The organism is Streptomyces sp. NPDC040718 (genome assembly GCF_055593565.1).
In genome coordinates this window covers 113707-139763 of the sequence record NZ_JBVIXO010000002.1, presented here as the reverse complement: position 1 = coordinate 139763, position 26057 = coordinate 113707, and the positions used below count along the sequence as shown (strand labels likewise).

23 protein-coding genes are annotated in these 26057 nt (G+C 71.8%); 11 read left to right on the top strand and 12 right to left on the bottom strand.

Translation table 11 applies throughout. From position 1 onward, the window contains the following. Positions 1-49: 49 nt before the first annotated feature. Entirely contained in the window at positions 50-2416 is a 2367-nt protein-coding gene (locus ACZ597_RS05880) for a transglycosylase domain-containing protein (RefSeq protein ID WP_471325497.1), read from the bottom strand. A 397-nt stretch (positions 2417-2813) separates the two neighbouring features. Here ACZ597_RS05880 and ACZ597_RS05875 point away from each other — a divergent pair, with 397 nt between their 5' ends. Then, positions 2814-3164 (top strand): WhiB family transcriptional regulator, encoded by a 351-nt coding sequence (locus tag ACZ597_RS05875; RefSeq protein ID WP_030228569.1) that lies wholly within the window; start codon positions 2814-2816, stop codon positions 3162-3164. 38 nt (positions 3165-3202) lie between these two features. Here ACZ597_RS05875 and ACZ597_RS05870 read toward each other — a convergent pair whose 3' ends face one another. Both ACZ597_RS05870 and bagA read right to left on the bottom strand, forming a co-directional pair. Next, the gene (locus tag ACZ597_RS05870; RefSeq protein ID WP_471326757.1) at positions 3203-4564 is read right to left on the bottom strand and encodes an ArsA family ATPase; all 1362 of its coding nucleotides are present in this window, start codon (positions 4562-4564) and stop codon (positions 3203-3205) included. Between the two features lie 17 nt (positions 4565-4581). Next, a complete protein-coding gene (gene bagA / locus ACZ597_RS05865; RefSeq protein ID WP_471325494.1) occupies positions 4582-5568 on the bottom strand; it encodes an ATPase BagA in 987 nt (328 codons plus the stop codon). A 46-nt stretch (positions 5569-5614) separates the two neighbouring features. Between bagA and ACZ597_RS05860 the strand changes: the two genes are divergently transcribed. From ACZ597_RS05860 to ACZ597_RS05840, 5 genes are all read left to right on the top strand, one after another. Continuing rightward, positions 5615-5776, top strand: a complete 162-nt coding sequence (locus tag ACZ597_RS05860) for a DUF4177 domain-containing protein (protein WP_007264966.1) — start codon at positions 5615-5617, stop codon at positions 5774-5776. Continuing rightward, on the top strand, positions 5773-6243 hold the full coding sequence (locus tag ACZ597_RS05855; protein WP_471325491.1) for a RidA family protein: 471 nt from the start codon (positions 5773-5775) through the stop codon (positions 6241-6243). The genes ACZ597_RS05860 and ACZ597_RS05855 overlap by 4 nt, the downstream gene beginning before the upstream one ends. A 756-nt stretch (positions 6244-6999) precedes the next feature. Then, positions 7000-7908 carry an NUDIX hydrolase gene (locus ACZ597_RS05850; RefSeq protein ID WP_471325488.1) on the top strand — a complete coding sequence of 303 codons (909 nt, stop codon included), beginning with the start codon at positions 7000-7002 and terminating at the stop codon, positions 7906-7908. Beyond that, positions 7905-8750, top strand: coding sequence for an MBL fold metallo-hydrolase (locus ACZ597_RS05845; RefSeq protein WP_471325485.1), 846 nt, complete (start codon positions 7905-7907; stop codon positions 8748-8750). The genes ACZ597_RS05850 and ACZ597_RS05845 overlap by 4 nt, the downstream gene beginning before the upstream one ends. Continuing rightward, positions 8747-9052: a hypothetical protein gene (locus ACZ597_RS05840; protein WP_471325482.1), complete on the top strand. Its 306-nt coding sequence runs from the start codon at positions 8747-8749 to the stop codon at positions 9050-9052. Before ACZ597_RS05845 ends, ACZ597_RS05840 begins: the two co-directional genes overlap by 4 nt. Here ACZ597_RS05840 and ACZ597_RS05835 read toward each other — a convergent pair. Both ACZ597_RS05835 and ACZ597_RS05830 read right to left on the bottom strand, forming a co-directional pair. Then, complete coding sequence (locus ACZ597_RS05835) at positions 9049-9852, bottom strand: nucleotidyltransferase domain-containing protein (RefSeq protein ID WP_471325479.1); 804 nt, start codon at positions 9850-9852, stop codon at positions 9049-9051. The two genes, ACZ597_RS05840 and ACZ597_RS05835, sit on opposite strands and share 4 nt — an antisense overlap. 169 nt (positions 9853-10021) lie before the next feature. Beyond that, entirely contained in the window at positions 10022-10696 is a 675-nt protein-coding gene (locus tag ACZ597_RS05830) for a Crp/Fnr family transcriptional regulator (protein ID WP_007264960.1), read from the bottom strand. A 358-nt stretch (positions 10697-11054) separates the two neighbouring features. Between ACZ597_RS05830 and nth the strand changes: the two genes are divergently transcribed. The 3 genes from nth to ACZ597_RS05815 all read left to right on the top strand — a co-directional run bounded on the left by nth (position 11055) and on the right by ACZ597_RS05815 (position 13897). Next, positions 11055-11810 carry an endonuclease III gene (nth, locus tag ACZ597_RS05825; RefSeq protein WP_471326754.1) on the top strand — a complete coding sequence of 252 codons (756 nt, stop codon included), beginning with the start codon at positions 11055-11057 and terminating at the stop codon, positions 11808-11810. A 154-nt stretch (positions 11811-11964) separates the two neighbouring features. After that, the gene (locus ACZ597_RS05820) at positions 11965-12681 is read left to right on the top strand and encodes an NUDIX hydrolase (RefSeq protein WP_471325476.1); all 717 of its coding nucleotides are present in this window, start codon (positions 11965-11967) and stop codon (positions 12679-12681) included. A 13-nt stretch (positions 12682-12694) separates the two neighbouring features. After that, entirely contained in the window at positions 12695-13897 is a 1203-nt protein-coding gene (locus ACZ597_RS05815) for a MarP family serine protease (protein ID WP_471326751.1), read from the top strand. A 61-nt stretch (positions 13898-13958) separates the two neighbouring features. Here ACZ597_RS05815 and ACZ597_RS05810 read toward each other — a convergent pair whose 3' ends face one another. The 6 genes from ACZ597_RS05810 to ACZ597_RS05785 all read right to left on the bottom strand — a co-directional run bounded on the left by ACZ597_RS05810 (position 13959) and on the right by ACZ597_RS05785 (position 22354). After that, positions 13959-14132: a hypothetical protein gene (locus tag ACZ597_RS05810; RefSeq protein WP_471325473.1), complete on the bottom strand. Its 174-nt coding sequence runs from the start codon at positions 14130-14132 to the stop codon at positions 13959-13961. A gap of 241 nt (positions 14133-14373) precedes the next feature. Further along, a complete protein-coding gene (locus ACZ597_RS05805) occupies positions 14374-15333 on the bottom strand; it encodes an alpha/beta fold hydrolase (protein WP_471325472.1) in 960 nt (319 codons plus the stop codon). After that, on the bottom strand, positions 15330-15788 hold the full coding sequence (locus tag ACZ597_RS05800) for a phage holin family protein (RefSeq protein WP_471325469.1): 459 nt from the start codon (positions 15786-15788) through the stop codon (positions 15330-15332). Before ACZ597_RS05800 ends, ACZ597_RS05805 begins: the two co-directional genes overlap by 4 nt. 54 nt (positions 15789-15842) lie before the next feature. After that, positions 15843-17288 (bottom strand): Na+/H+ antiporter NhaA, encoded by a 1446-nt coding sequence (gene nhaA / locus ACZ597_RS05795; protein ID WP_471325466.1) that lies wholly within the window; start codon positions 17286-17288, stop codon positions 15843-15845. 229 nt (positions 17289-17517) lie between these two features. After that, positions 17518-19473: an acetate--CoA ligase gene (acs, locus tag ACZ597_RS05790; RefSeq protein WP_471325463.1), complete on the bottom strand. Its 1956-nt coding sequence runs from the start codon at positions 19471-19473 to the stop codon at positions 17518-17520. A gap of 277 nt (positions 19474-19750) precedes the next feature. Next, complete coding sequence (locus tag ACZ597_RS05785) at positions 19751-22354, bottom strand: SulP family inorganic anion transporter (RefSeq protein ID WP_471325460.1); 2604 nt, start codon at positions 22352-22354, stop codon at positions 19751-19753. Positions 22355-22589: 235 nt separating this feature from the next. On the opposite strand from ACZ597_RS05785, the gene ACZ597_RS05780 reads away from it, so the two are divergent. Continuing rightward, positions 22590-23903 carry a polysaccharide deacetylase family protein gene (locus ACZ597_RS05780; protein WP_471325458.1) on the top strand — a complete coding sequence of 438 codons (1314 nt, stop codon included), beginning with the start codon at positions 22590-22592 and terminating at the stop codon, positions 23901-23903. Here ACZ597_RS05780 and ACZ597_RS05775 read toward each other — a convergent pair. Further along, entirely contained in the window at positions 23860-24873 is a 1014-nt protein-coding gene (locus tag ACZ597_RS05775) for an ATP-binding protein (protein WP_471325456.1), read from the bottom strand. The genes ACZ597_RS05780 and ACZ597_RS05775 overlap by 44 nt on opposite strands. 109 nt (positions 24874-24982) lie before the next feature. On the opposite strand from ACZ597_RS05775, the gene ACZ597_RS05770 reads away from it, so the two are divergent. Further along, complete coding sequence (locus ACZ597_RS05770) at positions 24983-25819, top strand: Fic family protein (RefSeq protein ID WP_471325454.1); 837 nt, start codon at positions 24983-24985, stop codon at positions 25817-25819. Positions 25820-26057 lie beyond the last annotated feature (238 nt).

Genomic DNA, 26057 nt, shown 5'->3' with positions numbered 1-26057 from the left:
GGCCGGCGATCCGGCCGGGGCCCTCCCCTTCTTCCTCCTTCTTCTGTCCCTACGGGGTCGCGCCGCCGCCGGCACCGCCCGCCGGGCCCGGGACCACAGGGACCTCCGGCACCGGGTTGACCGGCACCTCGGGGACCGGGTTGACCGCGCCGCCTCCGGTGGCGGCCCCGCCGCCCCCGGCCGCGGCCCCGCCTCCGGGCTTGTTGTCACCGCCGGGCTTGCCGGGCTTGTTCGGCTTGCGCGGGGTGGTGGGCGGCGGGGTCGTGTTGCCCCGGCCGCCGTTGCCGCCGCCGGTGGTGCCGCCGTTGCCGGTGCCGGCGCCGCCGCCCCCGACCGAGGGCTCCGGGACGCTGGCCCCGACGAAGTTGGGGGCCTCGCGGCCGGCGAGCGCGCCCGAGACGGCGTCCTTCCAGATCGGGCCGGGCAGGCCACCGCCGAAGACCTTCGGGTAGTACTGCCCGCCGATGGTGATGTCCTCCATCGAGATCTTCTTCGAGCCGCCGGAGCCGACCCACACCGCGCCGGACATGTTCGGGGTGTAGCCCACGAACCAGGCGTTGTAGCGGTTGTCGGTGGTACCGGTCTTGCCCGCGTTGTCGCGGTCGGTCAGGCCGGCCCGCTCACCCGTACCGGAGTCGACGACTCCGCGCAGCAGGTGGTTGATGGTGTCGGCCGTGTCCTGGGCCATCGCCCGGTCGCACTTGGACTTCGGCACGGCGAGCGCCTTGCCGTGCGAGTCGGTGATCGACTCCAGGGCGATGGGGGTGCAGTAGACGCCCCGGTTGGCGAAGGCGGCGTACGCGTTGGCCATCGTCAGCGGGGACATCTCGGCGGAGCCGAGCGCGATGGACGGCTCCTCGGGCAGCTTGACGCCGCTGGCCGGGACCACGCCGAGCTTCTGCGTCATCTCGGTCACCGGGCAGATGCCGATGTCCGAGATCATCTGCACGAAGTAGGTGTTGATGGACTTCTCCATCGCCGTCTTCAGCGCGTACGGGCCGACCTCGTCCCGCGTCTCGTTCTCGGCGGTCTGCATCTTGCCGTTGCCGAGCGGCAGGTTCTGCCAGGCCGGGCCCGAGCAGCGCGACACCGGGCTCGGGTACTCCATCTTGTTCGGGGCCGAGTAGACCTTCGTCGGCTCCACGCCCTGCTCTATGGCGGCGGCCGCGATGAACGGCTTGAACGTGGAGCCCACCTGGAAGCCGAAGTTGGAGCCGCCCATCCGCTTGTCGACGGAGTAGTTGATCTGCGTCTCGTTCTTCCCGAAGCCGTACGGCTTCGACTGGCCCATCGCCAGGACCTTCCCGGTGCCCGGCTGGACCATGGTCACGGCCGTGGCGATCGAGTCGTCCTCGTTGACGTGGTCCTTGATCGAGGCGTTGGCGGCCTCCTGCGACTGCGGGTCCAGGGTCGTACGGACGGTCAGGCCGCCCTTGTTCCAGACCTTGGCCCGCTCCTCGCGGGTCTTGCCGAAGACCGGGTCGGAGAGGAAGGTGGCGCGCACGTAGTCGCAGAAGAAGCCCGCGCCCTTGACCGCGGTGATGCAGCCGTTCTTGGGCCGGGTCACCTTCAGCGTGACCGGCTTCGCCTTCGCCTCGTCCGCCTCGGCCTGCGAGATGTCCTTGACGTCGGCCATGCGCTGGAGGACGACGTTGCGCCGCTTCATCGCCTCCTGGCTGTCGTTCACCGGGTCGTACCGGCTCGGCGACTGCACGAGGCCGGCGAGCAGTGCCGACTCCTCCAGCGTCAGGTCCTTGGCGGGCTTGCTGAAGTAGCGCTGGGAGGCGGACTCGATGCCGTACGCCCCCTGCCCGAAGTAGGTGATGTTGAGGTAGTTCTCCAGGATCTTCTTCTTCCCGAGCTCCTCCTCGACCTGGATCGAGTACTTCAGCTCGCGGATCTTGCGGCCGAGGCTCTTCTCCTGGGCCTCGCGCACCTTCGTCTCGTCGTCGCCGGCCTCCTCGACGAAGACGTTCTTCACGTACTGCTGCGTGAGCGTGGAGGCGCCCTGCGCCGCGCCGCCCTCCTGCGCGTTGCGGTTCACCGCGCGGAGGATGCCCTTGAGGTCGACCGCGCCGTGCTCGTAGAAACGCGAGTCCTCGATGGCGACGATCGCCTTCTGCATGTACGGCGACATGGCCGTGAGCGGCACGACCTGCCGGTCCCGTGAATAGACGGTGGCGATCAAGCCACCCTCGGCATCCAGGATCGTGGTGCGCTGGCTCAGCGGAGGCGTCTTCAGATTGGCCGGGATCTCATCGAAACCCTCGACCGTGCCCTTGGCGGCGAGGCCCAGAGCGCCGGCGCCCGGGATCGCGATGCCGGCAAGTACGACTCCGGAGAGAACCGACACCCCGAGGAACTTGGCGGCCTGCTGCGGCCCCGTCAGCCCTGCGCCCGAGCGCTTCTTTCCCATAGGGGGCAGCCTACGTTCTCATTCGCCGGACACGTGCGAATGCCTTGGCCTAAGCTGTCCCCAACTGTCACAGCAGTGCGGTGCGACATCAACCCCCCGGCTTGATTTTCACCCTTCCCGAATGGGGTGGACTCATGTCCGAATCCCGCCCTTCGCTCTGACGGCCCCTCACCGGCGCTTCCCCGATTTCACCCGAATCGCCGGAATGGTCGGGCATGTCGTCCGATCACTCCGTCGGGTGATCTGCCGCTTACCCATAGTCCGTTCGGACCATTCAAGATTGGGCCCGTCGGGGGTGTTGCACCGTGCCCGCCTTCCGTAACGTCCTCAACTGGCAGCGGTGAATATGCCGCTACCGCCGTGGGGGAGCCTCGATTCGGGAGAGGACGGCACCGGGATGGGCTGGGTTACCGACTGGAGTGCGCAGGCAGCCTGCCGCACTACCGATCCGGATGAACTGTTCGTTCAAGGAGCGGCACAGAACAGGGCCAAGGCGGTGTGCACCGGGTGTCCGGTGCGGACCGAGTGCCTGGCCGACGCACTCGACAATCGCGTCGAGTTCGGAGTGTGGGGCGGCATGACCGAGCGGGAACGACGCGCATTGCTGCGCCGGCGTCCCACCGTCACCTCGTGGCGACGGCTGCTCGAGACCGCCCGCACGGAGTACGAGCGCAGTACGGGCATCCTCACCGTGGATGTCGACGCGGAGATCGACGTGTCGTACGAGACCTACGCGGCAGCCGGGTAACCACCCGGGCGCCGCGCCGGCACCACTCGTACGTACGCCTACGCTCCTCCGGCCGGAACCCCGGCCGCGAGTCGCTCTCCGATGGCCCGCAGCCCGGCGAGGTCGTGCACATCGCCGGGCAGGGCGGCCACTTCGGCCACCGCCACCTCCGGGTGAAGAGAGGTGAAGCGATCGCGTGTGCGCTGCTCACGCGCGATCACCTGCATCCGCTCGGCATGCAGGCGCAGCAGTCCTGCGGTGATCTGGTCCACGTCGTCCGCGCGGGTCGCGTCGTACGCGTCGTCCACATCGGCCCTGCCGTCCGCGTCAGCGGCCGTCCCGTCCTCGCCGCCCACACCGGGGGAGCCGTCGTCGGCGGCGTCACGAAGTCCAGCTTTCCCGGACTCCTGATCGACAATGCCGCCTTCTTCAAGATTCTCTGCGGCGGCCAGCGCCCGCTCCGCCGAGAGCTGTCCCGCGTCACTGCCGTGCACCCGGTTCAGCACCAGACCGGCCAGCGGCATCTTCTCCGCGGCCAGCCGCTCCACGAAGTACGCCGCCTCGCGCAGCGCGTCCGGCTCGGGGGCCGCGACCACGAGGAACGCCGTACCGGGAGCCTGGAGCAGCCGGAACGTCGCGTCCGCGCGCGTCCGGAACCCTCCGAACATCGTGTCCATCGCCGCCACGAACGTCTGCACGTCCTTCAGCAGCGAGGCACCCATCAGCTTGCTCAGCGTGCCGGTCATCATCGACATGCCGACATTGAGGAACTTCATGCCGGCCCGGCCGCCGACCTTCGCCGGAGCCATCAGCACCCGGATGAACTTCCCGTCCAGGAACGACCCCAGCCGCTTCGGCGCGTCCAGGAAGTCCAGCGCGGACCGGCTCGGCGGGGTGTCCACCACGATCAGGTCCCAGTCGTCCCTGGCCCGCAGCTGGCCCAGCTTCTCCATCGCCATGTACTCCTGCGTGCCCGCGAAGCCGGCCGACAGGGACTGGTAGAAGGGGTTCGCCAGGATCGCCCGAGCCCGCTCGGCGTCCGCGTGCGACTCGACGATCTCGTCGAACGTCCGCTTCATGTCCAGCATCATGGCGTGCAGTTCGCCGTCGCCGTCGCCGTCGCCGTCGCCGTCGCCGTCGCCGTCGCCGGCGCCGTCCGCCGACCCCGTGCCACCCACTATGCCCGGGACCCGGCGCGGTGTGTTGTCCAGCGAGTCGATCCCCATCGACTGGGCCAGCCTGCGCGCCGGGTCGATGGTCAGCACCACCACCCGCCGCCCGCGCTCGGCCGCCCGTACGCCCAGCGCGGCCGCGGTGGTGGTCTTGCCGACCCCGCCCGCGCCGCAGCACACGATGATCCGGGTCCCCGGATCGTCCAGCAGCGCGTCGACCGCCAGCCGCTGCGGCGTGTCCAGCCCCATGCTCTCCCCGCCCCCGCTCATTCGGCGCCCACCTGCTTGCGCAGTTCCGCCGCCAGCTCGTACAGCCCGGCCAGCTCCATCCCCGAGCCGAGCAAGGGGAGTTCGTACGTCGGCACGTCGAGCCCCGCGAGCACCGCGCGCTGCTCCCGCTCCAGCTCCACCCGGCTCGCGTGCTCGGCGGCCTGCGTCAGGAGCGGCTCCACCAGCCGCTCGGCCAGCCCGCCCCGCCGCGCCCCGCCCAGCCCGGCCCGGGACAGGGCCTTGGCGATCTCGCTGCGGCGGCCGTCCGCGGCCGCGCGCAGGGTGTCCTCGTCGAGGTGGTGGGGGCGCACCATGTTGACGATCACCCGGCCGACGGGCAGGCCCGCCTCCACCAGCTCGTCGATCCCGTCCGAGGTCTCCTGGACGGGCATCTCCTCCAGCAGGGTCACCAGGTGCACGGCGGTGTCCGGGGACTTGAGCACCTTCATGACGGCCTGCGCCTGGTTGTGGATCGGCCCGAACCGGGCCAGCCCCGCCACCTCGTCGTTGACGTTCAGGAAGCGGGTGATCCGCCCGGTCGGCGGAGCGTCCATGATCACGTGGTCGTAGACGAACCGCCCGGCCTTGTCCTTGCGCCGCACCGCCTCGCACGCCTTGCCGGTCAGCAGGACGTCCCGCAGACCGGGCGCGATCGTCGTCGCGAAGTCGATCGCGCCGAGCTTCTTCAGGGCGCGGCCGGCCGAGCCGAGCTTGTAGAACATCTGGAGGTAGTCCAACAGCGCCCGTTCGGCGTCGATGGCGAGCGCGTACACCTCACCCCCGCCCGTGCCGGGCGCCACGGCGATCTTCCGCTCCTCGTAGGGGAGCGCTTCCGTGCCGAAAAGCTGTGCGATGCCCTGCCTGCCCTCGACCTCCACGAGAAGAGTCCGCCTGCCCTCGCGCGCGAGGGCCAGCGCGAGTGCCGCGGCGACCGTGGTCTTGCCGGTGCCGCCCTTGCCGCTGACCACCTGGAGCCTGCTCACAGCGTCCGAGCCTAACCACTCCCGCTCAGGCGTTACGCTCGCCCCCATGACCAAGAAGTTCGAATACGCGACGGTCCCCCTGCTGGTCCACGCCACCAAGCAGATCCTGGACACCTGGGGCGAGGACGGCTGGGAGCTCGTCCAGGTCGTGCCCGGCCCGAACAACCCCGAGCAGCTCGTGGCCTACCTCAAGCGGGAGAAGGCATGAGCGGCGCCGTCGAGGCCCGGATCGCCGAGCTCGGCCTGACCCTGCCCGAGGTCGTCCCGCCGCTGGCCACGTACCAGCCGGCGGTCCGGTCGGGCGCGTACGTGTACACCGCGGGCCAGCTGCCGATGGTGCAGGGCAAGCTCCCCGTCACCGGCAAGGTCGGCGCCGAGGTCTCCGCGGAGCAGGCGAAGGAACTCGCGGCGACGTGCGCGCTGAACGCGCTGGCCGCCGTCAAGTCGGTGGTCGGTGACCTGGACCGGATCGCCCGTGTGGTGAAGGTCGTCGGCTTCGTCGCCTCGGCCCCCGACTTCACGGCGCAGCCGGGCGTGCTGAACGGTGCGAGCGAGCTGCTGGGCGAGGTGCTCGGCGACAAGGGCGTGCACGCGCGCTCCGCGGTCGGTGTGGCGGTCCTGCCGCTGGACGCGCCGGTCGAGATCGAGATCCAGGTCGAGCTGGTTCCTGCTTAACGCGCCGCACCGCTTCTCGACGCGCCGCTCGCGCGGTTCGGCCGCAGGCGGCCTCCCCGGCTTCGCGTCGCTGCGACGGCCTCGTCCGTCGGTTGCGGGGCGGGGCCGGTTCGCGTGTCCGGGGCCGGTGGGTCGCCTGCGGCTGGTGTGCCGCTGCGCGGGGCCGGCCCCTCCCCGCCCTTCAACCGTTCTCGCCTCAAGCGCCGGCGCGGCTGGAAAGACTCCCGGGGCACCGCCCCGGCCCCGGGCACGGGCGCCCCGCGCCCGTCGCCGACGCGCCCGGGGGTGGGCCACACGGGCGCTGCGCGCCCGGGGCCTGCCGGCGGGGCCTGCGGCCCGGTTCCGGCGGTGCGGGTCACTGCACGGCGCTACCGCGCCCGCGCCTCAGACGCCGGCGGGGCTGGAAGTCGCGCAGCGCACTCCGGCCGCCGAGCGGCATCTGCGGGCCGGCTCAGCCACATCCCAGCCCCGCCGGCGCTCGCAGCCAAACCCGGCCCCGCCGGCGTTCGAGGCGCGGGTCCGGGCGCAGCCCGGGGAAGGGGCGAAGGGCGGGTGGGGGACAGCTCCCGCAGCGGCGAGCCGCCGCACGGCCCAGACGCGGCCGGGGGCAGCTGCCTCCCGTAACCGCCAGGCCCGGCCAGGGCAGCGGCAGGGGCCCCAGGATCCGCCCGGCCAGGGCAGCGGCAGGGGCCCCTGGATCCGCCCGGCCAGGGCAGGGGCCTCGAACATCGGGCCGGATGCCCGTAGCATCCCGCCATGCCGAATGGTCAGCACGGTCAGCCCTCGCCCAGCCAGCCGCCCGCCGGAGGGCAGTGGTACCCCCCGGAGTGGCCCGACCGCATCCGCGCGCTCGCGGACGGGGTCCTCACCCCGGTGGAACCCAGACGCGCCGCCACCGTGATGCTGCTGCGCGACACCCCCGCCGGCCCCGCCGTGCACATGCTGCGCCGCCGTTCCTCCATGGCCTTCGCCGGCGGCGCGTACGCCTACCCCGGCGGCGGCGTCGACCCCCGTGACGAGGACCACAGGATCGGCTGGGCCGGGCCCGGCCTGGACCTCTGGGCGGAGCGCCTCGGCACCGACGCCGGCACCGCCCAGGCGATCGTCTGCGGGGCCGTGCGCGAGACCTTCGAGGAGGCCGGGGTGCTGCTCGCGGGGGAGACCCCGGACACGGTCGTCGGCGACACCACGGGCGACGACTGGGAGGCCGACCGCGAGGCCCTGGTGGCGCGCGAGCTGTCCTTCGCCGAGTTCCTCGACCGGCGCCGCCTGCTGCTGCGCTCCGACCTGCTCGGGGCGTGGGCCCGCTGGATCACCCCGGAGTTCGAGCCGCGCCGGTACGACACCTGGTTCTTCGTCGCCGCCCTCCCGGAGGGGCAGCGCACCCGCAACGCCTCCACCGAGGCCGACCGGACCGTCTGGATCCGCCCCGCGGACGCCGCCGACGGGTACGACAAGGGCGAGCTGCTGATGATGCCGCCGACCATCTCGACCCTGCGCTCCCTGGAGCCGTACGGGAGCGCCGCCGACGCGCTCGCGGCGGCCGGCGGGCAGGACCTGGCCCCCGTTCTGGCCCGGGCCGCGCTGGAGGACGGGGTACTCGTGCTCAGCTGGCCGGGCCACGACGAGTTCACGAAGCGAGTGCGTCCGGGAGGCCCCGCATGACCGATGCCGCAGCCCTGCCCGGCCAGCCCCGGGGGACCGTGTCCTCCGGGCGGGCCACGGCCCGTGCGGTCAACGTCCTGGCCCCGAACGCCTCGGCGATGACCCTGGACGGCACCAACACCTGGCTGGTCTCCGAGCCCGATTCCGAGCTGGCCGTCGTCATCGACCCGGGCCCCCTGGACGAAGGGCACCTGAAGGCCGTCATCGCCGCCGCCGAGCAGGCCGGCAAGCGGGTCGCGCTGACGCTCCTCACCCACGGCCACCCCGACCACGCCGAGGGCGCCGGCCGCTTCGCCGAGCTCACCGGTACGAAGGTCCGCGCCCTCGACCCCGCGCTGCGCCTCGGCGACGAGGGCCTGTCGGCCGGGAGCGTCATCCGCACGGGCGGCCTGGAGCTGCGGGTGGTGGCCACCCCCGGGCACACTGCGGACTCGCTCTGCTTCCACCTGCCGGCCGACAGGGCCGTGCTGACCGGCGACACGATCCTCGGCCGCGGCACGACCGTCGTCGCGCATCCCGACGGCCGGCTCGGTGACTACCTGGACTCCCTGCGCCGGCTGCGCTCCCTGACCGTCGACGACGGCGTGCACACGGTGCTCCCGGGCCACGGGCCGGTACTGGACGACGCGCAGGGGGCCGTCGAGTTCTACCTCGCCCACCGCGCCCACCGCCTCGCCCAGGTCGAGACGGCCGTGGAGAACGGCCTCACCACCGCCGAGGCCGTCGTGGCCCAGGTCTACGCGGACGTGGACCGCTCCCTGTGGCCGGCCGCCACTTGGTCGGTGCAGGCACAGCTGGAGTACCTTCGTGATCACGGACTGATCCCGGGGGGACCTGAATGAACACGCTCTTCCTGACGCTCGCGCTGCTCGCGACGGCGGGGTGGATCACCTCGACCCTGAACCTCAAGGTCCGGGCCCTGGAGGACAAGGCCGACCGGCTGGAGCGCCGGCTGGGCCGGGTGCTGGACCACTTCGGCATCGAGGAGCCCGAGCCGGCCGGGATGGACGAGGTGCGCGCGCTGGTGCGCGACGGCCGCACCATCTCGGCGATCAAGGTCTACCGGAAGATCACGGGCGCGGGCCTGGCGGAGGCCAAGCGGGCCGTGGAGGCCCTGGAAGAGCCCGCCGCCCCCAGGAGCTAGTCCCGGGGCGCCTTCGTCCCGTGCCGGGCCGTGTACTCGTCCGCCAGCCACGGCCCGAGGTCGTCGAGGTACGCCCGTGCCACGGCCGGGTCGTCGACCGGGTCCAGTGCCACGACGGCTGCCCGGCGCACCTGCGCGGCCCGCTCCGGGTAGTACGCGCCGAAGACCTCGGCGGATTCGGCGAGGTCGCTGGTCCAGCCGCCCCACCGGGGCATGACCAGGGTGAACGCGGTCCGCACCAGGTGCCGTGAGAAGAAACGGTTCATCCTGCGGAACTCGGCGGACTCCGAGGCGGCCTCGAACCGGGCCCGCCAGCGCGGGAGCAGGGCGGCCAGGTCCCCGTTCGCCTCCCGGGCGAGCAGGCTGTCGGGCCGGTACCGGGGCAGGTGCTCGGCCAGGTCGTCGCCGAGCAGCGGTGTGCACAGGCAGGCGAGGAACCAGCCCAGGTCGTAACGTTCCTGCTCGCTCAGCAGCCGCTCCTTGCCGTACAGCAGGATGCCGACCCCGTCGATCTGCGGGAAGTCCTGGTCGAGCCCCCGCCCGAGCACCTCGGCGGTGTCCCGGTCTTCGTCGCCCGGCTCCCGGTGCAGGGCGATCAGCAGGTCGAGGTCGCTGCGCCCCGGCCGGGCCGTCCCGCGCGGCACGGAGCCGTAGAGGTAGGCGCTGTGCAGCCGGCGCCCGTACGCCTCGGCGACGCGGGCCCGCGCGGCCGCGACCGGGCCCGCGAACCCGGGCTGTACCCGCCCGAGGGACCCCTCCCGCTCGAAGTACCCGTACGCGTCCAGCCCTCTGTGCTCCATGGGCCTACTGTGCCCGTTCCGGGCGCTGACCGGCGGGTATTGACTGCCGGTGCCGAGCCGAGCCGTGCCGGTGCCGCGCTGTACCGGTGCCGGGGCCTGCCGCCGCAACGCGCGGAGGGGCCCCGTCCGCACCCGGACGGGGCCCCTCCGCGAAAGCTGCCTCGGCTGGTCAGCGCGAGCGCTTGGCGAGCCGCTCCACGTCCAGCAGGATCACGGCACGCGCCTCCAGGCGCAGCCAGCCGCGGCCCGCGAAGTCGGCCAGGGCCTTGTTCACGGTCTCGCGGGAGGCGCCGACGAGCTGCGCCAGCTCCTCCTGGGTGAGGTCGTGGACGACGTGGATGCCCTCCTCCGACTGCACGCCGAAGCGGCGCGACAGGTCGAGGAGTGCCCGGGCGACACGGCCGGGAACGTCGGAGAAGACCAGGTCGGACATCTGGTCGTTGGTCTTGCGCAGGCGCCGGGCGACGGCGCGCAGCAGCGCGGTCGCGACCTCGGGCCGGGCGTTCAGCCACGGCTGGAGGTCACCGTGGCCGAGCCCGAGGAGCTTGACCTCGGTCAGGGCGGTGGCGGTGGCGGTGCGGGGGCCCGGGTCGAACAGCGACAGCTCGCCGATCAGCTCGCCGGGGCCGAGGACGGCCAGCATGTTCTCGCGGCCGTCGGGGGAGGTGCGGTGGAGCTTCACCTTGCCCTCGGTCACGACGTAGAGCCGGTCGCCGGGGTCGCCCTCGTGGAACAGGGCGTCGCCGCGTGCGAGGGTCACCTCGGCCATGGAGGCGCGGAGCTCCGCGGCCTGCTCGTCATCGAGCGCCGCGAAGAGCGGGGCGCGCCGCAGAACGTCGTCCACGAGTGTCTCTCCTATGTCGACCAGCCAGTGGGGACCGCTCCCCATTTTGCCGGACGGCTCAAACAGTGCGATCAATCACAAGGATGCCGGACGGATGGGCGTGCTGTGCGGCGAGAGGCCGATCGGGGTGGTGTTACCTGAGGTCCGGGCGGGTGTCGGCGGCCGGCCTTAGGCTGGCCGGGTGTCCAATAAGCCGGTGAGAGCACAGGCCAAGGGGTCCGCGGGAGTGACGGCGACCCAGAATTCAGCCGTGGGCGAACAAGCCCCTGTGGAGGCGTCCGAAAAGGTGCGAGCTGTCCCCTTGGGCAAAGGTTCGGCCAAGAAACCGGTGGCGGCGAAGCCGGAATCGCGCCTCGCGATGGTCCGCCGGGCCCGCCGCATCAACCGCGAGCTCGCCGAGGTGTACCCGTACGCCCATCCGGAGCTGGATTTCCGCAATCCCTTCGAGCTCCTCGTCGCGACCGTCCTCTCCGCGCAGACGACCGACCTGCGCGTGAACCAGACGACCCCGGCCCTCTTCGCCGCCTATCCGACCCCCGAGGACATGGCCGCGGCCGTGCCCGAGGAGCTGGAGGAGATCATCCGGCCGACCGGGTTCTTCCGGGCGAAGGCGAAGTCCCTGCTCGGCCTCTCGCAGGCGCTGCGGGACGACTTCGGCGGGGAGGTCCCGGGCCGGATCGAGGACCTCGTCACCCTCCCCGGGGTCGGCCGCAAGACGGCCAACGTGGTGCTCGGCAATGCCTTCGGGGTCCCCGGGATCACCGTCGACACCCACTTCGGCCGGCTGGTGCGCCGCTTCAAGTGGACCGAGCAGGAGGACCCGGAGAAGGTCGAGGCGGAGATCTGCGCGATCTTCCCCAAGAGCGAGTGGACGATGCTGTCCCACCGCGTCGTCTTCCACGGCCGCCGGATCTGCCACGCCCGCAAGCCCGCCTGCGGCGCCTGCCCCATCGCCCCGCTCTGCCCGGCGTACGGGGAGGGCGAGACGGACCCGGAGAAGGCGAAGAAGCTGCTGAAGTACGAGAAGGGCGGCCAGCCGGGCCAGCGCCTGGCCCCGCCCCCGGAGTACCCGGGCCTCCCCGCGCTGCCGCTGGGAGCCCGTACGGAACCCTGAGCGGGGGCGCTGGAGGACGGCGGCGGGCGGCCGCAGGGGCGCCGGGGGCGCGCGGCGCCAGGCCCCCGCGCCCCCGGTGGAACGAATCTGGAACCGGACCGCGTTCAGCGGTGTGGGAGACGGTGTTGACAGAGCAACGCGGACAGGGGTGCCCATGACGCGCGGTACGCAGGACGAGACCACGGCAGCCGCCCGCGAGGGGGACGGCCCGGCCCTCACGACGGCAGGCCTGCCCGCATGGCTCGACCCCGTCGTGGAGGCCTCCCGGAGCGTCCGGCCGCGCCAGCTGAGCCGCTTCCTGCCCCCGGAGGACGGCCGGGGCCGCCAGTCCGCCGTGCTGATCCTCTTCGGCGAGGGCCCGCGCGGCCCGGAGCTGCTGCTCCAGGAGCGCGCCGGCAGCCTCCGCTCGCACGCCGGGCAGCCCTCCTTCCCCGGCGGCGCCCTCGACCCGGAGGACGGCGACCCGCACACCACCGGCCCGCTGCGCGCCGCCCTGCGCGAGGCGGAGGAGGAGACCGGGCTCGACCCGGCCGGCGTCCAGCTCTTCGGGGTGCTGCCGCGCCTCTACATCCCGGTCAGCGAGTTCGTGGTGACCCCGGTGCTCGGCTGGTGGCGCGAGCCCTCGCCGGTCGGCGCGGTGGACCCGGCGGAGACGGCCCGGGTGTTCACGGTGCCCGTGGCGGATCTCACGGACCCCGCCCACCGGGTCACCGTGGTCCACCCGCGCGGGCACGAAGGACCCGGATTCACGGTGGAATCGGCCCTGGTCTGGGGCTTCACCGCCGGCGTGATCGACCGGATCCTGCACTTCTCGGGCTGGGAGCGACCGTGGGACCGCTCACGTCACGTCCCGCTCGACTGGCACGCATGAGACGGTGACCCTCGTGAACGTGCTGGACATCCTGTTGCTGGTCGCCGCCGTGTGGTTCGCGATCGTCGGCTACCGCCAGGGGTTCGTCGTCGGCATCCTGTCGGTGATCGGCTTCCTGGGCGGTGGCCTCATCGCCGTGTCCCTGCTGCCCCTGATCTGGGACCGGGTGACCGACAACGGCACCCAGGTGTCCACCACCGTGGTGGTGATCGCCGTCGTGGTCATCATCATCTGCGCCTCGATCGGCCAGGCGCTGACCACCCACCTGGGCAACCGGCTCAGACGCCACATCACCTGGTCCCCGGCGCGCGCGCTCGACGCGACCGGCGGCGCCCTGGTCAACGTCGTCGCCATGCTGCTCGTGGCCTGGCTGATCGGCTCGGCGCTCGCCGGGACCTCGCTGCCCACCCTGGGCAAGGAGGTCCGCAACTCCAAGGTGCTCCTCGGCGTGTCGCGCGTGCTGCCCGCCCAGGCGAACACCTGGTTCTCGGACTTCAGCTCCACCCTCGCCCGCAACGGCTTCCCGCAGGTCTTCAGCCCGTTCTCGAACGAGCCGATCACCGAGGTGAAGGCCCCCGACCCGGCCCTCGCCCGCAGCGGGGTCGCCCAGCAGGCCAAGCTCTCGATCGTGAAGGTCGTCGGCACCGCGCCCAGCTGCAGCAAGGTCCTGGAGGGCACCGGATTCGTCTTCGCTCCGGGCAAGGTGATGACCAACGCCCACGTCGTCGGCGGGGTCGTGGAGCCCACCGTGCAGATCGGCGGCGAGGGCAAGCTCTACGACGGCAAGGTCGTGCTCTACGACTGGGAGCGCGACATCGCCGTCCTGGACGTGCCCAAGCTGAAGGCCCCGGTGCTGGAGTTCACCGACAAGGACGCGACGAGCAGCAGCGACGCGATCGTGGCCGGCTTCCCGGAGAACGGCGCCTATGACGTCCGCGCGGCCCGTGTCCGCGGCCGGATCAACGCCAACGGCCCGGACATCTACCACCGGGGCACCGTCCGCCGCGACGTGTACTCGCTGTACGCGACCGTCCGCCAGGGCAACTCCGGCGGCCCGCTGCTGACGCCCGAAGGCAGGGTGTACGGGGTCGTCTTCGCGAAGTCGCTCGACGACCCGAACACCGGCTATGCCCTGACGGCGGACGAGATCCGCGAGGACATCCGCGTCGGGAAGACCGCCGAGCGCCGGGTGGACACCCAGGGCTGCGCCCTCTGACCCGTACGCGGGTGCGTACCGGCCGCCGGGGCGCCGCTCCCGGGCGCGTCACCGGCTGCTCCTACATGCGTGGATGGCGCAGCCGCGCCGAGACCCAGCGGGCGCGGCGGCGGAGGATGCGCGGAATCCCGAGCCGGGGGTCGTGGCCGTCCCGGCCGGTCCTGTCGTGCGTGCCCGGCACCCTGGTCGAGCGGCGTTCGCGTGCGGTGTCACCGTGGTCGTGCGTCCAGCCCATACAACGAGCTGTGCCCGGGGTCCAAGGTCCGTAACCCCGTCCGGGGCGGCCAATTGGCCTATGCGCCGGGCAATTGAATGACCGTAAGACCGTCGCACGAGGGGGCGGGGTCCGTCGGGCATTTCGCGGACGGTCCGTCAGGGGCTCCACCGACGGTCCGTCAGCGGCCCGGCCGCGGTGGTCCGTCGACCGTGCCCGGCCGGCGGTGGTCCGTCGACCCTGCCCGGCCGGCGGTGGTCCGTCAGCGGTCGGGCTCGGGGTCCTTGAGCCAGTTCAGCAGTTCGGTGGTGAAACCGTCCGGGTCCTCCTCGTGCGGGAAGTGCCCCAGACCCTCGAAGAGCCGCCAGCGGTACGGGGCTTCGACGTACTCCCCGGAGCCGGCCGCGCTGCGGGTGCGCATCACCGGGTCCAGCGAGCCGTGCAGGTGCAGCGTGGGCACCCGCACGGGCCGCTTCATCCGCCGGTAGAACTGGAGTCCGTCCGGGCGGGCCATCGACCGCATCATCCAGCGGTAGGGCTCGATCGAGCAGTGCGCGGTGGACGGGATGCACATCGCCCGCCGGTACACGTCGAGATCGGCGTCCTCCGGGAGCAGCGGCCCGGACCAGTCCCGGATCAGCTCCGCGACGAGGGCCCCGCCGTCGGCGACGAGCTGCCGCTCGGGGATGAAGGGCCGCTGGAACCCCCAGATGTGGGAACTCGCGCGGGTCTGGCCGAAGTCGGCCATCATCGCCGAGCGCCAACGGCGCGGGTGCGGCATGGAGGAGACCACGAGCCGGCGCACCAGCTTGGGCCGCATCACGGCCGCCGTCCAGGCGAGGTAGCCGCCCAGGTCGTGTCCGACGAGGGCGGCGTCCGGCTCGCCGAGGGACCGTACGACCCCGGTGATGTCGAGCGCCAGGTTCGCCGGGTCGTAGCCGCGCGGGGTGCGGTCGCTGCCGCCGACCCCGCGCAGGTCCATGGCCACGGCGCGGTACCCGGCGTCCGCGAGGGCGGTCAGCTGGTGCCGCCAGGTCCACCAGAACTGCGGGAACCCGTGCAGCAGCAGTACCAGCGGCCCGTCGCCGACCTCCGCGACGTGGAAGCGGGCGCCGTTGGCGGCGACGTCCCGGTGCGTCACCGCCCGCCCGCCGGGCAGGTCGAGCCGTACCGCCGTGGCGGCGGTGGGCGGAGTGCCGGAGTCGGCCGAGGACGCTGTCATGAGGACGAGCGTGCCACACCCACAGCCTGGTCACTGTACGGCCGCGGGTGCGGCTTGACGGTTCCCACCAGCGCGGCGGTCTGCTTGACGGAGTCCATGGTCTTCACCGGCGGCTTGATCTTCTTGAACTTCGCCACCGCCAGGAGCCCGATCAAGCCCGCGAGCAGCCAGAACGCGCCACCGACGATGAGGAAGGACCAGGCCAGCCCGAGGCCGAGATTGTGGATGCCGTACGCCGCGGCGAAACTCAGTACGGGGAGGGAGAAGAGCACGAGCACGCCTGCGGCGATCGCGGCGCCGCTGCCGATGCCCGCGCGCTTGACGTCCTGCTTGATCTCGACCTTGGCGAGGGCGATCTCGTCGTGCACCAGGGCGGACATCTCGGCGGTGGCCGCGGCGACCAGCTGGCCGAGTGTGCGCTCGGCTCCCGGAGCCCCTTGGTCCACTGCGCTCATCTCTGTCTCCCTCTGTCGTCGTCTGCCGGCGGCTGTCCTCCGTCGTCCCTCAGATCATGCCGGACGGTCGGCGCGGGCGCTGGACCCGCCCGCCGCTTCGCCCCCGGCCGGATCCGTACTCAGGTCCCGCGCGAGGGCCACTGCCTCTGCCCTGCGGCGGTGTTCGGCCGCCTTCTCCTCGTGGATCCTCGCCATCCGCAGGTGGTAGTCCGGGTTGTCCTGCTCGTAGATGTCCGGGATCCCGTCGTGGTCCTCGTCGCGCTCCTCGGCCTCGGTCAGGGCCCGGTACTTGCGGTTGCGCAGCTTGAGCATGACGCTCGCGACGACCGCCGCGATGAGGGAGCCGACCAGTACGGCGGCCTTGACCTCGTCGGTGAGGACCTCGTCGCCGGCGAAGGCGAGTTCGCCGATGAGCAGGGAGACGGTGAAGCCGATGCCGGCGAGCGAGGCCACGGCGAGTACGTCGGGCCAGGCGAGGTCCTCGTTCAGCTCGGCCCGGGTGAAGCGGGCGGCCAGCCAGGTGCCGCCGAAGATGCCGACGGTCTTTCCGACGACGAGGCCGAGCACCACGCCGAGGGTCTCGGGGCGGGTGAAGACCTGTGCGATGGATTCGTCCGAAAGGGAGACCCCGGCGGAGAAGAGGGCGAAGAGCGGCACCGCCAGTCCGGCGGACAGGGGACGCACCAGGTGCTCGATGCGCTCGCCCGGGGAATGCTGCTCGCCCTCCCTGCGGGTGCAGCGGAGCATCAGGCCCATGGCCACGCCGGCGATGGTGGCGTGGACGCCGCTGTTGTACATCAGGCCCCAGATGACCAGGGCGAGCGGGACGTAGACGTACCAGCCGCGGACGCCGGCGCGCAGCAGGAACCAGAAGAGGACCAGGCCCGCGACGGCGCCGCCGAGCGCCGCGAAGTTCAGGTCGCTGGTGAAGAAGACCGCGATGATCAGGATGGCGAACAGGTCGTCGACCACGGCCAGGGTCAGCAGGAAGGCGCGCAGCGCGGAGGGCAGCGAGGTGCCGATGACCGCGAGGACGGCGAGGGCGAAGGCGATGTCGGTGGCGGTCGGGACGGCCCAGCCGGAGGTGGAGCCGTTCCCGAGGGTGTTGACCAGCAGGTAGACGAGTGCGGGTACCGCCATGCCGCATATCGCGGCGATCACCGGGAGGGCGGCCGCCTTGGGGTCGCGCAGGTCGCCCGCGACGAGTTCGCGCTTGAGCTCGATGCCGGCGACGAAGAAGAAGATCGCGAGGAGGCCGTCGGCCGCCCAGTGCTGGAGGGAGAGGTCCAGGCCGAGGGAGGCGGGGCCCAGGTGGAAGGAGCGGACGCTGTCGAAGCTCGCCGAGACGGCGGGGACGTTCGCCCACAGGAGGGCGGCGATCGCGGCCACCAGCAGCAGGACGCCGCCGACGGTCTCCGTGCGCAGGGCGTTCGCGACGAAGCGGCGCTCGGGCAGCGAGAGGCGGCCGAGCAGCTTGTGGCGGGGGGTGGGCGGTGCCACGGAGGAACCTCCGGTCGGTCGACGGCATGACACATGCAGTTGCCGACCAGACTTCCCGGCGCACCCTGAGACATTTGGGCGTCACATCTTGACGCTTTTCATATTTTACAGGGTCCGTTTTTTGCAGGGCCCGTTCGGCCATATCGGGTGATCTTCACCTTAAACGGGCGGGGGGCGTCCGGCGCGCTGTGCGCCGGACGCCCCCAGGGGCGCGGGGGGCCCGCTGCCGTCAGTCCTCGTCGGAGGAGCTGGGCAGCTTCGTCTGGATCAGGTCCATCACCGAGGAGTCGGCCAGCGTGGTGACGTCGCCGACGGCGCGGTTCTCCGCCACGTCGCGCAGCAGACGTCGCATGATCTTGCCCGAACGGGTCTTGGGGAGCTCCGCCACCGGCAGGATCCGCTTGGGCTTCGCGATCGGGCCGAGCGTGGCGCCCACGTGGTTGCGCAGCTCGGCGACCAGGCCCTCGGTCTCGGAGGCGGTGCCGCGCAGGATCACGAAGGCCACGATCGCCTGGCCCGTGGTCTCGTCGGCCGCGCCGACCACGGCCGCCTCGGCGACCGAGGGGTGCGAGACGAGTGCCGACTCGACCTCGGTCGTGGAGATGTTGTGGCCGGAGACGAGCATGACGTCGTCGACCCGGCCGAGCAGCCAGATGTCGCCGTCGTCGTCCTTCTTGGCGCCGTCGCCCGCGAAGTACTTGCCCTCGAAGCGCGACCAGTAGGTGTCGATGAACCGCTGGTCGTCACCCCAGATGGTGCGCAGCATCGACGGCCACGGCTCGGTGAGGACCAGGTAGCCGCCACCGCCGTTCGGGACCTCGTTGGCCTCGTCGTCCACGACGGTGGCCGAGATGCCGGGCAGCGCGCGCTGCGCCGAACCGGGCTTGGTCGCGGTGACGCCCGGCAGCGGGGAGATCATCATGGCGCCGGTCTCGGTCTGCCACCAGGTGTCCACGATCGGACAGCGGTCGCCGCCGATGTGCTTGCGGTACCAGATCCAGGCCTCGGGGTTGATCGGTTCGCCGACCGAGCCCAGCACGCGCAGGCTCGACAGGTCGAACTTCGCGGGGATGTCGTCGCCCCACTTCATGAACGTACGGATCGCCGTGGGCGCGGTGTAGAGGATGGTGACGCCGTACTTCTGCACGACCTCCCAGAACCGGCCCTGGTGCGGGGTGTCCGGCGTGCCCTCGTACATCACCTGGGTGGCGCCGTTGGCGAGCGGCCCGTAGACGATGTACGAGTGCCCGGTCACCCAGCCGATGTCGGCGGTGCACCAGTAGACGTCGGTCTCCGGCTTGAGGTCGAAGACGGCGTGGTGGGTGTACGAGGCCTGCGTGAGGTAGCCGCCCGACGTGTGCAGGATGCCCTTCGGCTTACCCGTGGTGCCCGAGGTGTAGAGGATGAACAGCGGGTGCTCGGCGTCGAAGGCCTGCGGGGTGTGCTCCGTGGCCTGGCGGCCGACCAGGTCGTGCCACCAGACGTCCCGGCCCTCGGTGAAGGCGGTGTCCTGGCCGGTGCGGCGCACGACGAGGACGTGCTCGACCTGCGGGCACTTGGTGACGGCCTCGTCGATGGCCGGCTTGAGGGCGCTGGGCTTGCCGCGGCGGTAGCCGCCGTCGGCGGTGATCACCAGCTTGGCGTCGGCGTCCTGGATGCGGGAGGCGACGGCGTCGGCGGAGAAGCCGCCGAAGACCACCGAGTGCGCGGCGCCGACACGGGCGCACGCGAGCATCGCGACGACCGCCTCGGGGATCATCGGCAGGTAGACGGCGACCCGGTCGCCCGCCCGGACACCGAGCTCGGTGAGGGCGTTGGCGGCCTGGGAGACCTCGTCCTTGAGCTGGGCGTAGGTGATCGAGCGGCTGTCGCCGGGCTCGCCCTCGAAGTGGATGGCCACGCGGTCGCCGTTGCCGGCCTCCACGTGCCGGTCCACGCAGTTGTACGCGACGTTCAGCTTGCCGTCGGCGAACCACTTGGCGAAGGGCGGGTTGCTCCAGTCGAGGGTCTCAGTGGGCTCGGTGTCCCAGCTCAGCCGGCGCGCCTGCTCGGCCCAGAAGCCCAGCCGGTCCGCGTCGGCCTGTGCGTACGCCGCCTCGTTCACGTTGGCGGCGGCGGCCAGATCGGCAGGCGGTGCGAACCGCCGCTCCTCCTTGAGCAGGTTGGCCAGGCTTTCAGTGCTCACGACATCTCCCTTTCCCAGAGTTTCCGTTGTCCCCGGGCATAGCTGTGTCTCCCGGCATAGCTCATCAGTCGGATGCCCAGGTGACAAGGGGTAGCCGAGAATTGGTTTAGACCTATATCACGACCGGGAGGGTCGCGGCGCACGTCGGCGAGCGGGTCCACGAGCAGAACCAGGGCAGAGCCACGGCGTACGAATGGCCCCTCCCCGCTGCAGGGTGCGGGAAGGGGCCAACAGCTTGCACGGATACGGGAGGCTATCGGTTCGAGCGGGTCACCGATCAAACGCTCTGGCCGACGCTGTCGAAAACCCGACAGTCGAAGAAGTCCTCTCCCTCGGACAGCAGATAGGCCTGCGCCTCGCCCACGTGGAAGTACATCCCGTGCAGCTCCAGCGTGCCCTCGGCGAGTCGGCGGGCCACCGATTCGTGGGCCCGGAGGTGCTCCAGCTGCTGCACCACGTTGGTCAGGCAGAGCTGTTCCACGGCGTCCGCCGGGAGCCGCCCGGAGATCCGGGCCCAGGCGTGGTGTCGGCTGCCCATCCGCTCCAGGCTGGGGCGGCCGTGCCGCAGCCAGCGCATCAGCGGGGTCATCGGGGCCTCCGCGTGCGAGTTCAGCAGGGCCTGCATGGCCCCGCAGCCCGAGTGCCCGCACACCGTGATGCTGGCGACCTTGAGCACGTCCACGGCGTACTCGATCGCCGCGGCGACCGAGTCGTCGGTGGCCTCGGCGCCGGGCAGTGGGACGAGGTTGCCCACGTTGCGGACGGTGAAGAGGTCGCCCGGGCCGCTCGCCGTGATCATGCTGGTGACCAGACGGGAGTCCGCGCAGGTCAGGAAGAGCTGCGAGGGCCGCTGACCCTCGCGGGCCAGCCGGGCCAGCTCGTCCCGGACGTGCGGTGCGGTGTCCCGCTGGAAGGCGCTGATCCCGCTCGCCAGTTGGCCGGCTCCGCGCCGCCGGGGGGCCGTCTCGGAGGCCGGGACTCCGGAAGCGCTGGGGACCGTACGCGCGACCGCGCCGCCGGGACCCGCCGCCAGGCCGGGGCTGTGCACCGCGCGGTGGTCGCAGTGGTTCTGCCAGGGCGTCCAGGGCCGGCAGCAGTGGTGCGCCCCGCGCCCGGAGTCGGTCCGGTGGCCGCCGCCCGCACCGGACTTGGAGCCGGTCCGGCCGTGATCGGCGTGGGAGGAGGCGGGGCCCGGGGCCGGGCCGGTCACGGGGCCGGAGTCCAGGTCCTGAGGCGTCCCGGGCGCCCCGTCGGCGCGAGCGTCCGCACCCGCGTAGGCGCCGACGTCCCTGGCCGATTCCACACCGGCGTCCGCTTCCTCGCCCGGACCCGTGCCCGCGAGGGCCCGCCCGCCGCGACCGGTGAGTTCCAGCGATCCGCCGTGCGCCAGATGCGAGTTCTGCCAGTCCTGGAGCGCCTCGTAGGCGGCGTGGTCCATGAACGAGCCGTCCAGCTCGACCACCACGTGCCCGCCGTGCGGGACCTGGCTCAGCACCCGGCTCAGCTGGGGGACCGCCAGGAAGGTCAACTGGCCGCGGGCGCAGACCTGGTGGACGCCGTCCAGCTCGGCCAGCGTGATCCGGGTCCGGGCCAGCCGGCGCAGGGACAGCGCCACGGCGACCGCGATTCCGACGGCCACGCCCTCCAGCACCCCGCCCAGCACGACGGCGGCGATGGTCGTCGCGTAGACCAGCACCTCGCGGTGCCGGGTGACCGTACGCAGGTGCGTGATGCTGACCATCTGCACGCCGACGGCCATCACCAGGGCGGCCAGCGCCGCGAGCGGGATGAGGTCGAGGACGGGGACGAGCAGCCCCGCCGCCAGCACCACCCACAGCCCGTGGAACATGGCTGATTTTCGGCTGACGGCACCCGACTTCACATTGGCCACGCTGCGCACGGCCACGCCCGTGACGGGCAGTCCGCCCAGCATTCCGGAGACGATGTTCGCCGCGCCCTGGCCGCGGAGTTCGCGGTCGAGGTCGGCGCGGGGCGGGCGGTTGTCCGTACCGCGCTCGGAGGCGATCAGCTTGTCGGTGGCGACCGAGGAGAGCAGGGACTCCACGCTGCCGACCAGTGTGATGGTCAGGACGGCGGCGATCAGGCCGAGCACCGGCCCCTCGGGCAGCTCGGGCAGTGCGTGACTGCGCCAGGACGGCAGGTCCACCCGGGGGAGGGTGAGCCCGGCCAGTGCCGCGAACGCGGTGGCGGTGGCGACGGCCGCGAGCGCGGCCGGCACCTTGCGCAGCGCGCGGCCCACCTGCCCGGGCAGCCTGCTCCAGCCCAGCAGTACGCACAGCGTCAGCGCGCTCACCCCGAGCGCCGCCGGATGGGGGTCGGCCAACTGGGCGGGCAGTCCGAGGACATTGGCCACGGCGGAGCTCTGCGGGCTGCCGCCGAGCACGATGTGCAGCTGCGCCAGCGCGATGGTCACGCCGATGCCGGCGAGCATCCCGTGCACGATCGCCGGGCTCACCATGAGCGCCGACCGGGCGGTGCGCAGGAGTGCGAGCCCGAGCTGGCAGACGCCGGCGAGCACGGTGATGGCGCAGGTGGTGCGCCAGCCGTAGTGCTGGATCAACTCGGCGGTCACCACGGTGAGTCCGGCGGCCGGACCGCTGACCTGGAGAGGGGCTCCGCCGAACCGGCCGGCCACGATCCCGCCCACGGCCGCGGCCACCAGCCCCGCCTGGAGCGGGGCGCCTGTGGCGAGCGCGATGCCGAGGGAGAGCGGCAGGGCGATCAGGAAGACGGCGGCGGACGCGGACAGGTCCGCGGGGAGGTCCTTGAGCGGACTTCGCTTCTGCGGGCCGGTCGTGGCCGTCGGGGCCGGGTTTGCGGCCGGGGTTGTGGCTGGGTTTGCGGCTGGGGTGGCTGTCATGGGTTCCCGTCTCCTCTGAGGAGGGATGAAGCGGCGGGAGTCTCAACACTCGGTAAATGAATGGTAATGGAGAGTAAAGAACCTTGGGTGGTAATGGGAGCAAATGGCCTAGAAAATAGCACTCAAGAGTGAATAAGTATTTTGTCTGGCTTGTCACACCTTCCTAAAAGCGGACCGCATGGGACGTTCCATCGCGAAAGGTCCCGCGATGGAATTGCGAGGGAGAGGTGTGCGGATGATCGCCGCCACGAAGAAGATCGCCGGCGGCCTGGTCGCCACGGCCCTGGTCCTGTGTGCCGCCGGGTGCAGCGGTTCCGGGCCGGACAAGCCCGGGGCCCACGGGGGCCAGGGTGCGAGGAAGGGCCCCGCCGCCCCGGACGCTCCCGGCAGCCTCAACCGCCTCATCGGCGACGGCTCGACGGCCTACACCGGCTCGCAGCCGAACGTACAGGCGCCGCAGAAGCTGAAACCCGGTGAGAAGCCCCCGCAGTTCGTGGTGTTCTCGTGGGACGGCGCGGGCGAGGACAGCCAGAAGCTCTTCTCGCACTTCCGCGAGGTGGGCAAGCAGTACAACGCCCGGATGACGTACTTCCTCAGCGGTGTGTACCTGCTTCCGGAGGAGAAGCGTTCCCTCTACACCGCGCCGCAGCACTCCTCGGGCCTGTCCGACATCGGCTTCGGCGACCTCCAGGGCATCAAGGACACCGCCACCCAGGTCCGCGCGGCCTGGCTGGAGGGCAACGAGATCGGCACCCACTTCAACGGCCACTTCTGCGGCCCCGACGGAGGCGTCGGCACCTGGTCGGTGGCGGAGTGGAAGAGCGAGATCAACCAGGCCAAGTCGTTCGTCAAGAACTGGAAGACGAACGCGGGCCTGAAGAACATGGCCCCGCTCCCCTTCGACTACGACAAGGAGCTGATCGGGGCCCGCACCCCCTGCCTCGAAGGCCAGAAGAACTTCATGCTGGCGGCCAAGGACATGGGCTTCCGCTACGACTCCAGCGGCATCAGCAAGCAGATCTGGCCCAAGAAGACGGACGGGCTCTGGGACCTGCCGCTCCAGCTGGTGCCCATGCCCGGACGCGCCTTCGACACGCTGAGCATGGACTACAACTACATGGTCAACCAGTCCGGTACGACCACGCAGGGCGACCCCTCCCAGCACCAGTACTGGGGCGACCAGATGCGCGACGGCCTGCGGCAGGCCTTCGACCGGGCCTACCAGGGCAACCGCGCACCGCTGATCATCGGCAACCACTTCGAGTCGTGGAACGGCGGCACCTACATGCGGGCCGTCGAGGAGTCCATCAAGGGCATGTGCACCAAGCCGGAGGTGCGGTGCGTGCCCTTCCGCGAGCTGGCCGACTGGCTGGACGCCCAGAACCCGAAGACGCTGGAGTGGATGCGCACCCTCGACGTCGGCGAGGCGCCGAAGGAGGGCTGGACGAAGTTCCTCACCGCGGGGCCGCCGGCCGTCCCGGCCGCCCCGTCGGGTGCGGACAAGGTCAAGCCGGCTGAGGAGCCGGCAGCGGCGCAGGACGAGGGCTGACCAGGGCCTCGTGGAGGACGAAGGCGGGGTCGACCTGGTCCGCCAGGTCGACCCCGGTCTTGGCGTTCCCCCAGCTCTCGGCGTTGCGCAGGTGGAAGTGCACCATCTGCTCGGTGTACCTGCCCCAGTCGCGGGCCGCGTAGGAGTCCTCCGCCGCGTCCTGGAGGGCCTGGAGCGCGAGCCGGTTGCTCGCCTCCAGCAGTTCGAACGCGGCCGGGCGGCCCCGCTCCATCGCCCGCACCCAGTCGGAGTGCCCGAAGGTGACGAGCAGGTCCTCGCCCACCTCGTCCTGGAGGAACTCGATGTCCTCCGGGCCCTGCACCTTGTTGCCGACCACCTTGAGCACCACCCCGAAGTCCCGGGCGTACTCCTTGTACTGGCGGTAGACGGAGACGCCCTTGCGGGTCGGCTCGGCGACGAGGAAGGTCACGTCGAAGCGGGTGAACATGCCGGACGCGAAGGAGTCGGACCCGGCCGTCATGTCGACGACGACGTACTCGTCCGCGCCGTCGACCAGGTGGTTGAGGCAGAGCTCGACCGCGCCGACCTTCGAGTGGTAGCAGGCCACGCCCAGATCGGATTCGGTGAAGGGGCCCGTCGCCATCAGCCGTACGGAATCCCCGTCGTCGAGCGGCAGCGTGCGCGCGCAGGCCTCGTAGACCGGGTTGTCCTCGGTGATGCGCAGCAGGCGCGAGCCGGCGCCGGGCGGCGTGGTCTTGATCATGCTGTCGGCCGAGGCGATGCGCGGATTGGAGCCGCGCAGGTACTCCTTGATCAGGGGCAGGTGCGCGCCCAGGGCGGGCAGCCCGGCGGCCTCTTCGTCGGTGAGCCCGAGGGCCGCCCCGAGGTGCTGGTTGATGTCGGCGTCCACCGCGACGACGGGAGCCTCATTGGCTGCGAGGTGGCGGATGAAGAGGGAGGACAGCGTCGTCTTGCCACTGCCGCCCTTTCCCACGAAAGCGATCTTCATGTTCACCAAGCGTAGCGGGTCGGTCGCGCGGTGTGGTCAAGGTGAGTGAAGAAGACCACTCCAAGGAGGGGTCGGTGCTATGGGCGCGAAGTGCGTAGGCTCCCTACTTATGAGTAGCGCTTCTGACCCGCTGGCGGCCCTCGGATCCCTGCCGGGGGTCGCGGAGTCCGTGGATTCCGTACGCAAGGCCGTGGACCGCGTCTACGGGCACCGGGTGATGCGCCGGCGCAGTGGCGAGATCACCTCCGAGGCCGCCCTGCGCGGCGCCCGGGGCAGCGCCGCGCTGTCCGGTGCCGACTGGGCGCTGGAGGAGGTGCGCCGCCGTACCGACTTCGGGGCGGAGGACGAGGCGCGCACCGTGGGCGCCGCGCTGCGCCTGACGGCGGAGGCCGGGCAGCTGCTGAGCATCTGGCGCCAGTCCCCGATGCGGGTGCTGGCGCGCCTGCACCTGGTGGCGTGCGGGGCGACGGGACCGGCGGCCGACGGGGCCGGTGACGTGGTCGGCCGGCCGCGGCTGGCGGGCGAGCCGGTGGACGAGCCCCTGGTGGACCTGCCCCTCCCGGGCGCCGAGGAGGTCGCGGGCCGGCTGGACGGCCTGTCCCGGCTGGTCATCGCGGGCGGATCCGCTCCGGCGCTGGTCACGGCCGCGGTGGTGCACGGGGAGCTGCTGGCCCTGCGGCCCTTCGCCTCGTACAACGGGCTGGTGGCGCGTACGGCCGAGCGGATCGTGCTGATCAACAGCGGGCTGGACCCGAAGGCGATCTGCCCGGCGGAGGTCGGCCACGCCGAGCAGGGGCCGGAGGCCTATCTGAAGGCGTTCGAGGGGTACGTCTCCGGGACCGCGGAGGGGATGGCGGAGTGGATCGGGCACTGCGGCCGCTCGGTCGAGCTCGGCGTGCGCGAATCGACCGCGGTCTGCGAGGCGCTCCAGCGCGGCGCGGCCTGAGCGGCGCGGCCTGGGCGGTGCGGCCTGGGCCTTTCCGGTCGGGTCGGGCGCACCGGCCCGGCCCGGGCACAGGGTTGCGGCGACACCGTACTGCTCTGGTGTCGCCGCTGGCATTCACGCCCAGTTACCAAGCGTCCTCGATGGTTGCCCATCAGGCCGGGAACTTTGCCCGTGGCCTGGTGCGGCTGGCCCGTAATCGACGGGTCGACGTCGCGTGGGTGCTCGGCGTTCCTGCTTC

Coding starts and splice junctions, on each gene's coding strand:
- ACZ597_RS05880 (WP_471325497.1), bottom strand. CDS start 2,416: ATGGGAAAGAAGCGCTCGGGCGCAGGGCTGACGGGGCCGCAGCAGGCC.
- ACZ597_RS05875 (WP_030228569.1), top strand. CDS start 2,814: ATGGGCTGGGTTACCGACTGGAGTGCGCAGGCAGCCTGCCGCACTACC.
- ACZ597_RS05870 (WP_471326757.1), bottom strand. CDS start 4,564: ATGGGGCTGGACACGCCGCAGCGGCTGGCGGTCGACGCGCTGCTGGAC.
- ACZ597_RS05860 (WP_007264966.1), top strand. CDS start 5,615: ATGACCAAGAAGTTCGAATACGCGACGGTCCCCCTGCTGGTCCACGCC.
- ACZ597_RS05855 (WP_471325491.1), top strand. CDS start 5,773: ATGAGCGGCGCCGTCGAGGCCCGGATCGCCGAGCTCGGCCTGACCCTG.
- ACZ597_RS05850 (WP_471325488.1), top strand. CDS start 7,000: ATGCCGAATGGTCAGCACGGTCAGCCCTCGCCCAGCCAGCCGCCCGCC.
- ACZ597_RS05845 (WP_471325485.1), top strand. CDS start 7,905: ATGACCGATGCCGCAGCCCTGCCCGGCCAGCCCCGGGGGACCGTGTCC.
- ACZ597_RS05840 (WP_471325482.1), top strand. CDS start 8,747: ATGAACACGCTCTTCCTGACGCTCGCGCTGCTCGCGACGGCGGGGTGG.
- ACZ597_RS05835 (WP_471325479.1), bottom strand. CDS start 9,852: ATGGAGCACAGAGGGCTGGACGCGTACGGGTACTTCGAGCGGGAGGGG.
- nth (WP_471326754.1), top strand. CDS start 11,055: ATGGTCCGCCGGGCCCGCCGCATCAACCGCGAGCTCGCCGAGGTGTAC.
- ACZ597_RS05820 (WP_471325476.1), top strand. CDS start 11,965: ATGACGCGCGGTACGCAGGACGAGACCACGGCAGCCGCCCGCGAGGGG.
- ACZ597_RS05810 (WP_471325473.1), bottom strand. CDS start 14,132: ATGGGCTGGACGCACGACCACGGTGACACCGCACGCGAACGCCGCTCG.
- ACZ597_RS05805 (WP_471325472.1), bottom strand. CDS start 15,333: ATGACAGCGTCCTCGGCCGACTCCGGCACTCCGCCCACCGCCGCCACG.
- ACZ597_RS05800 (WP_471325469.1), bottom strand. CDS start 15,788: ATGAGCGCAGTGGACCAAGGGGCTCCGGGAGCCGAGCGCACACTCGGC.
- ACZ597_RS05785 (WP_471325460.1), bottom strand. CDS start 22,354: ATGACAGCCACCCCAGCCGCAAACCCAGCCACAACCCCGGCCGCAAAC.
- ACZ597_RS05780 (WP_471325458.1), top strand. CDS start 22,590: ATGATCGCCGCCACGAAGAAGATCGCCGGCGGCCTGGTCGCCACGGCC.
- ACZ597_RS05775 (WP_471325456.1), bottom strand. CDS start 24,873: ATGAAGATCGCTTTCGTGGGAAAGGGCGGCAGTGGCAAGACGACGCTG.
- ACZ597_RS05770 (WP_471325454.1), top strand. CDS start 24,983: ATGAGTAGCGCTTCTGACCCGCTGGCGGCCCTCGGATCCCTGCCGGGG.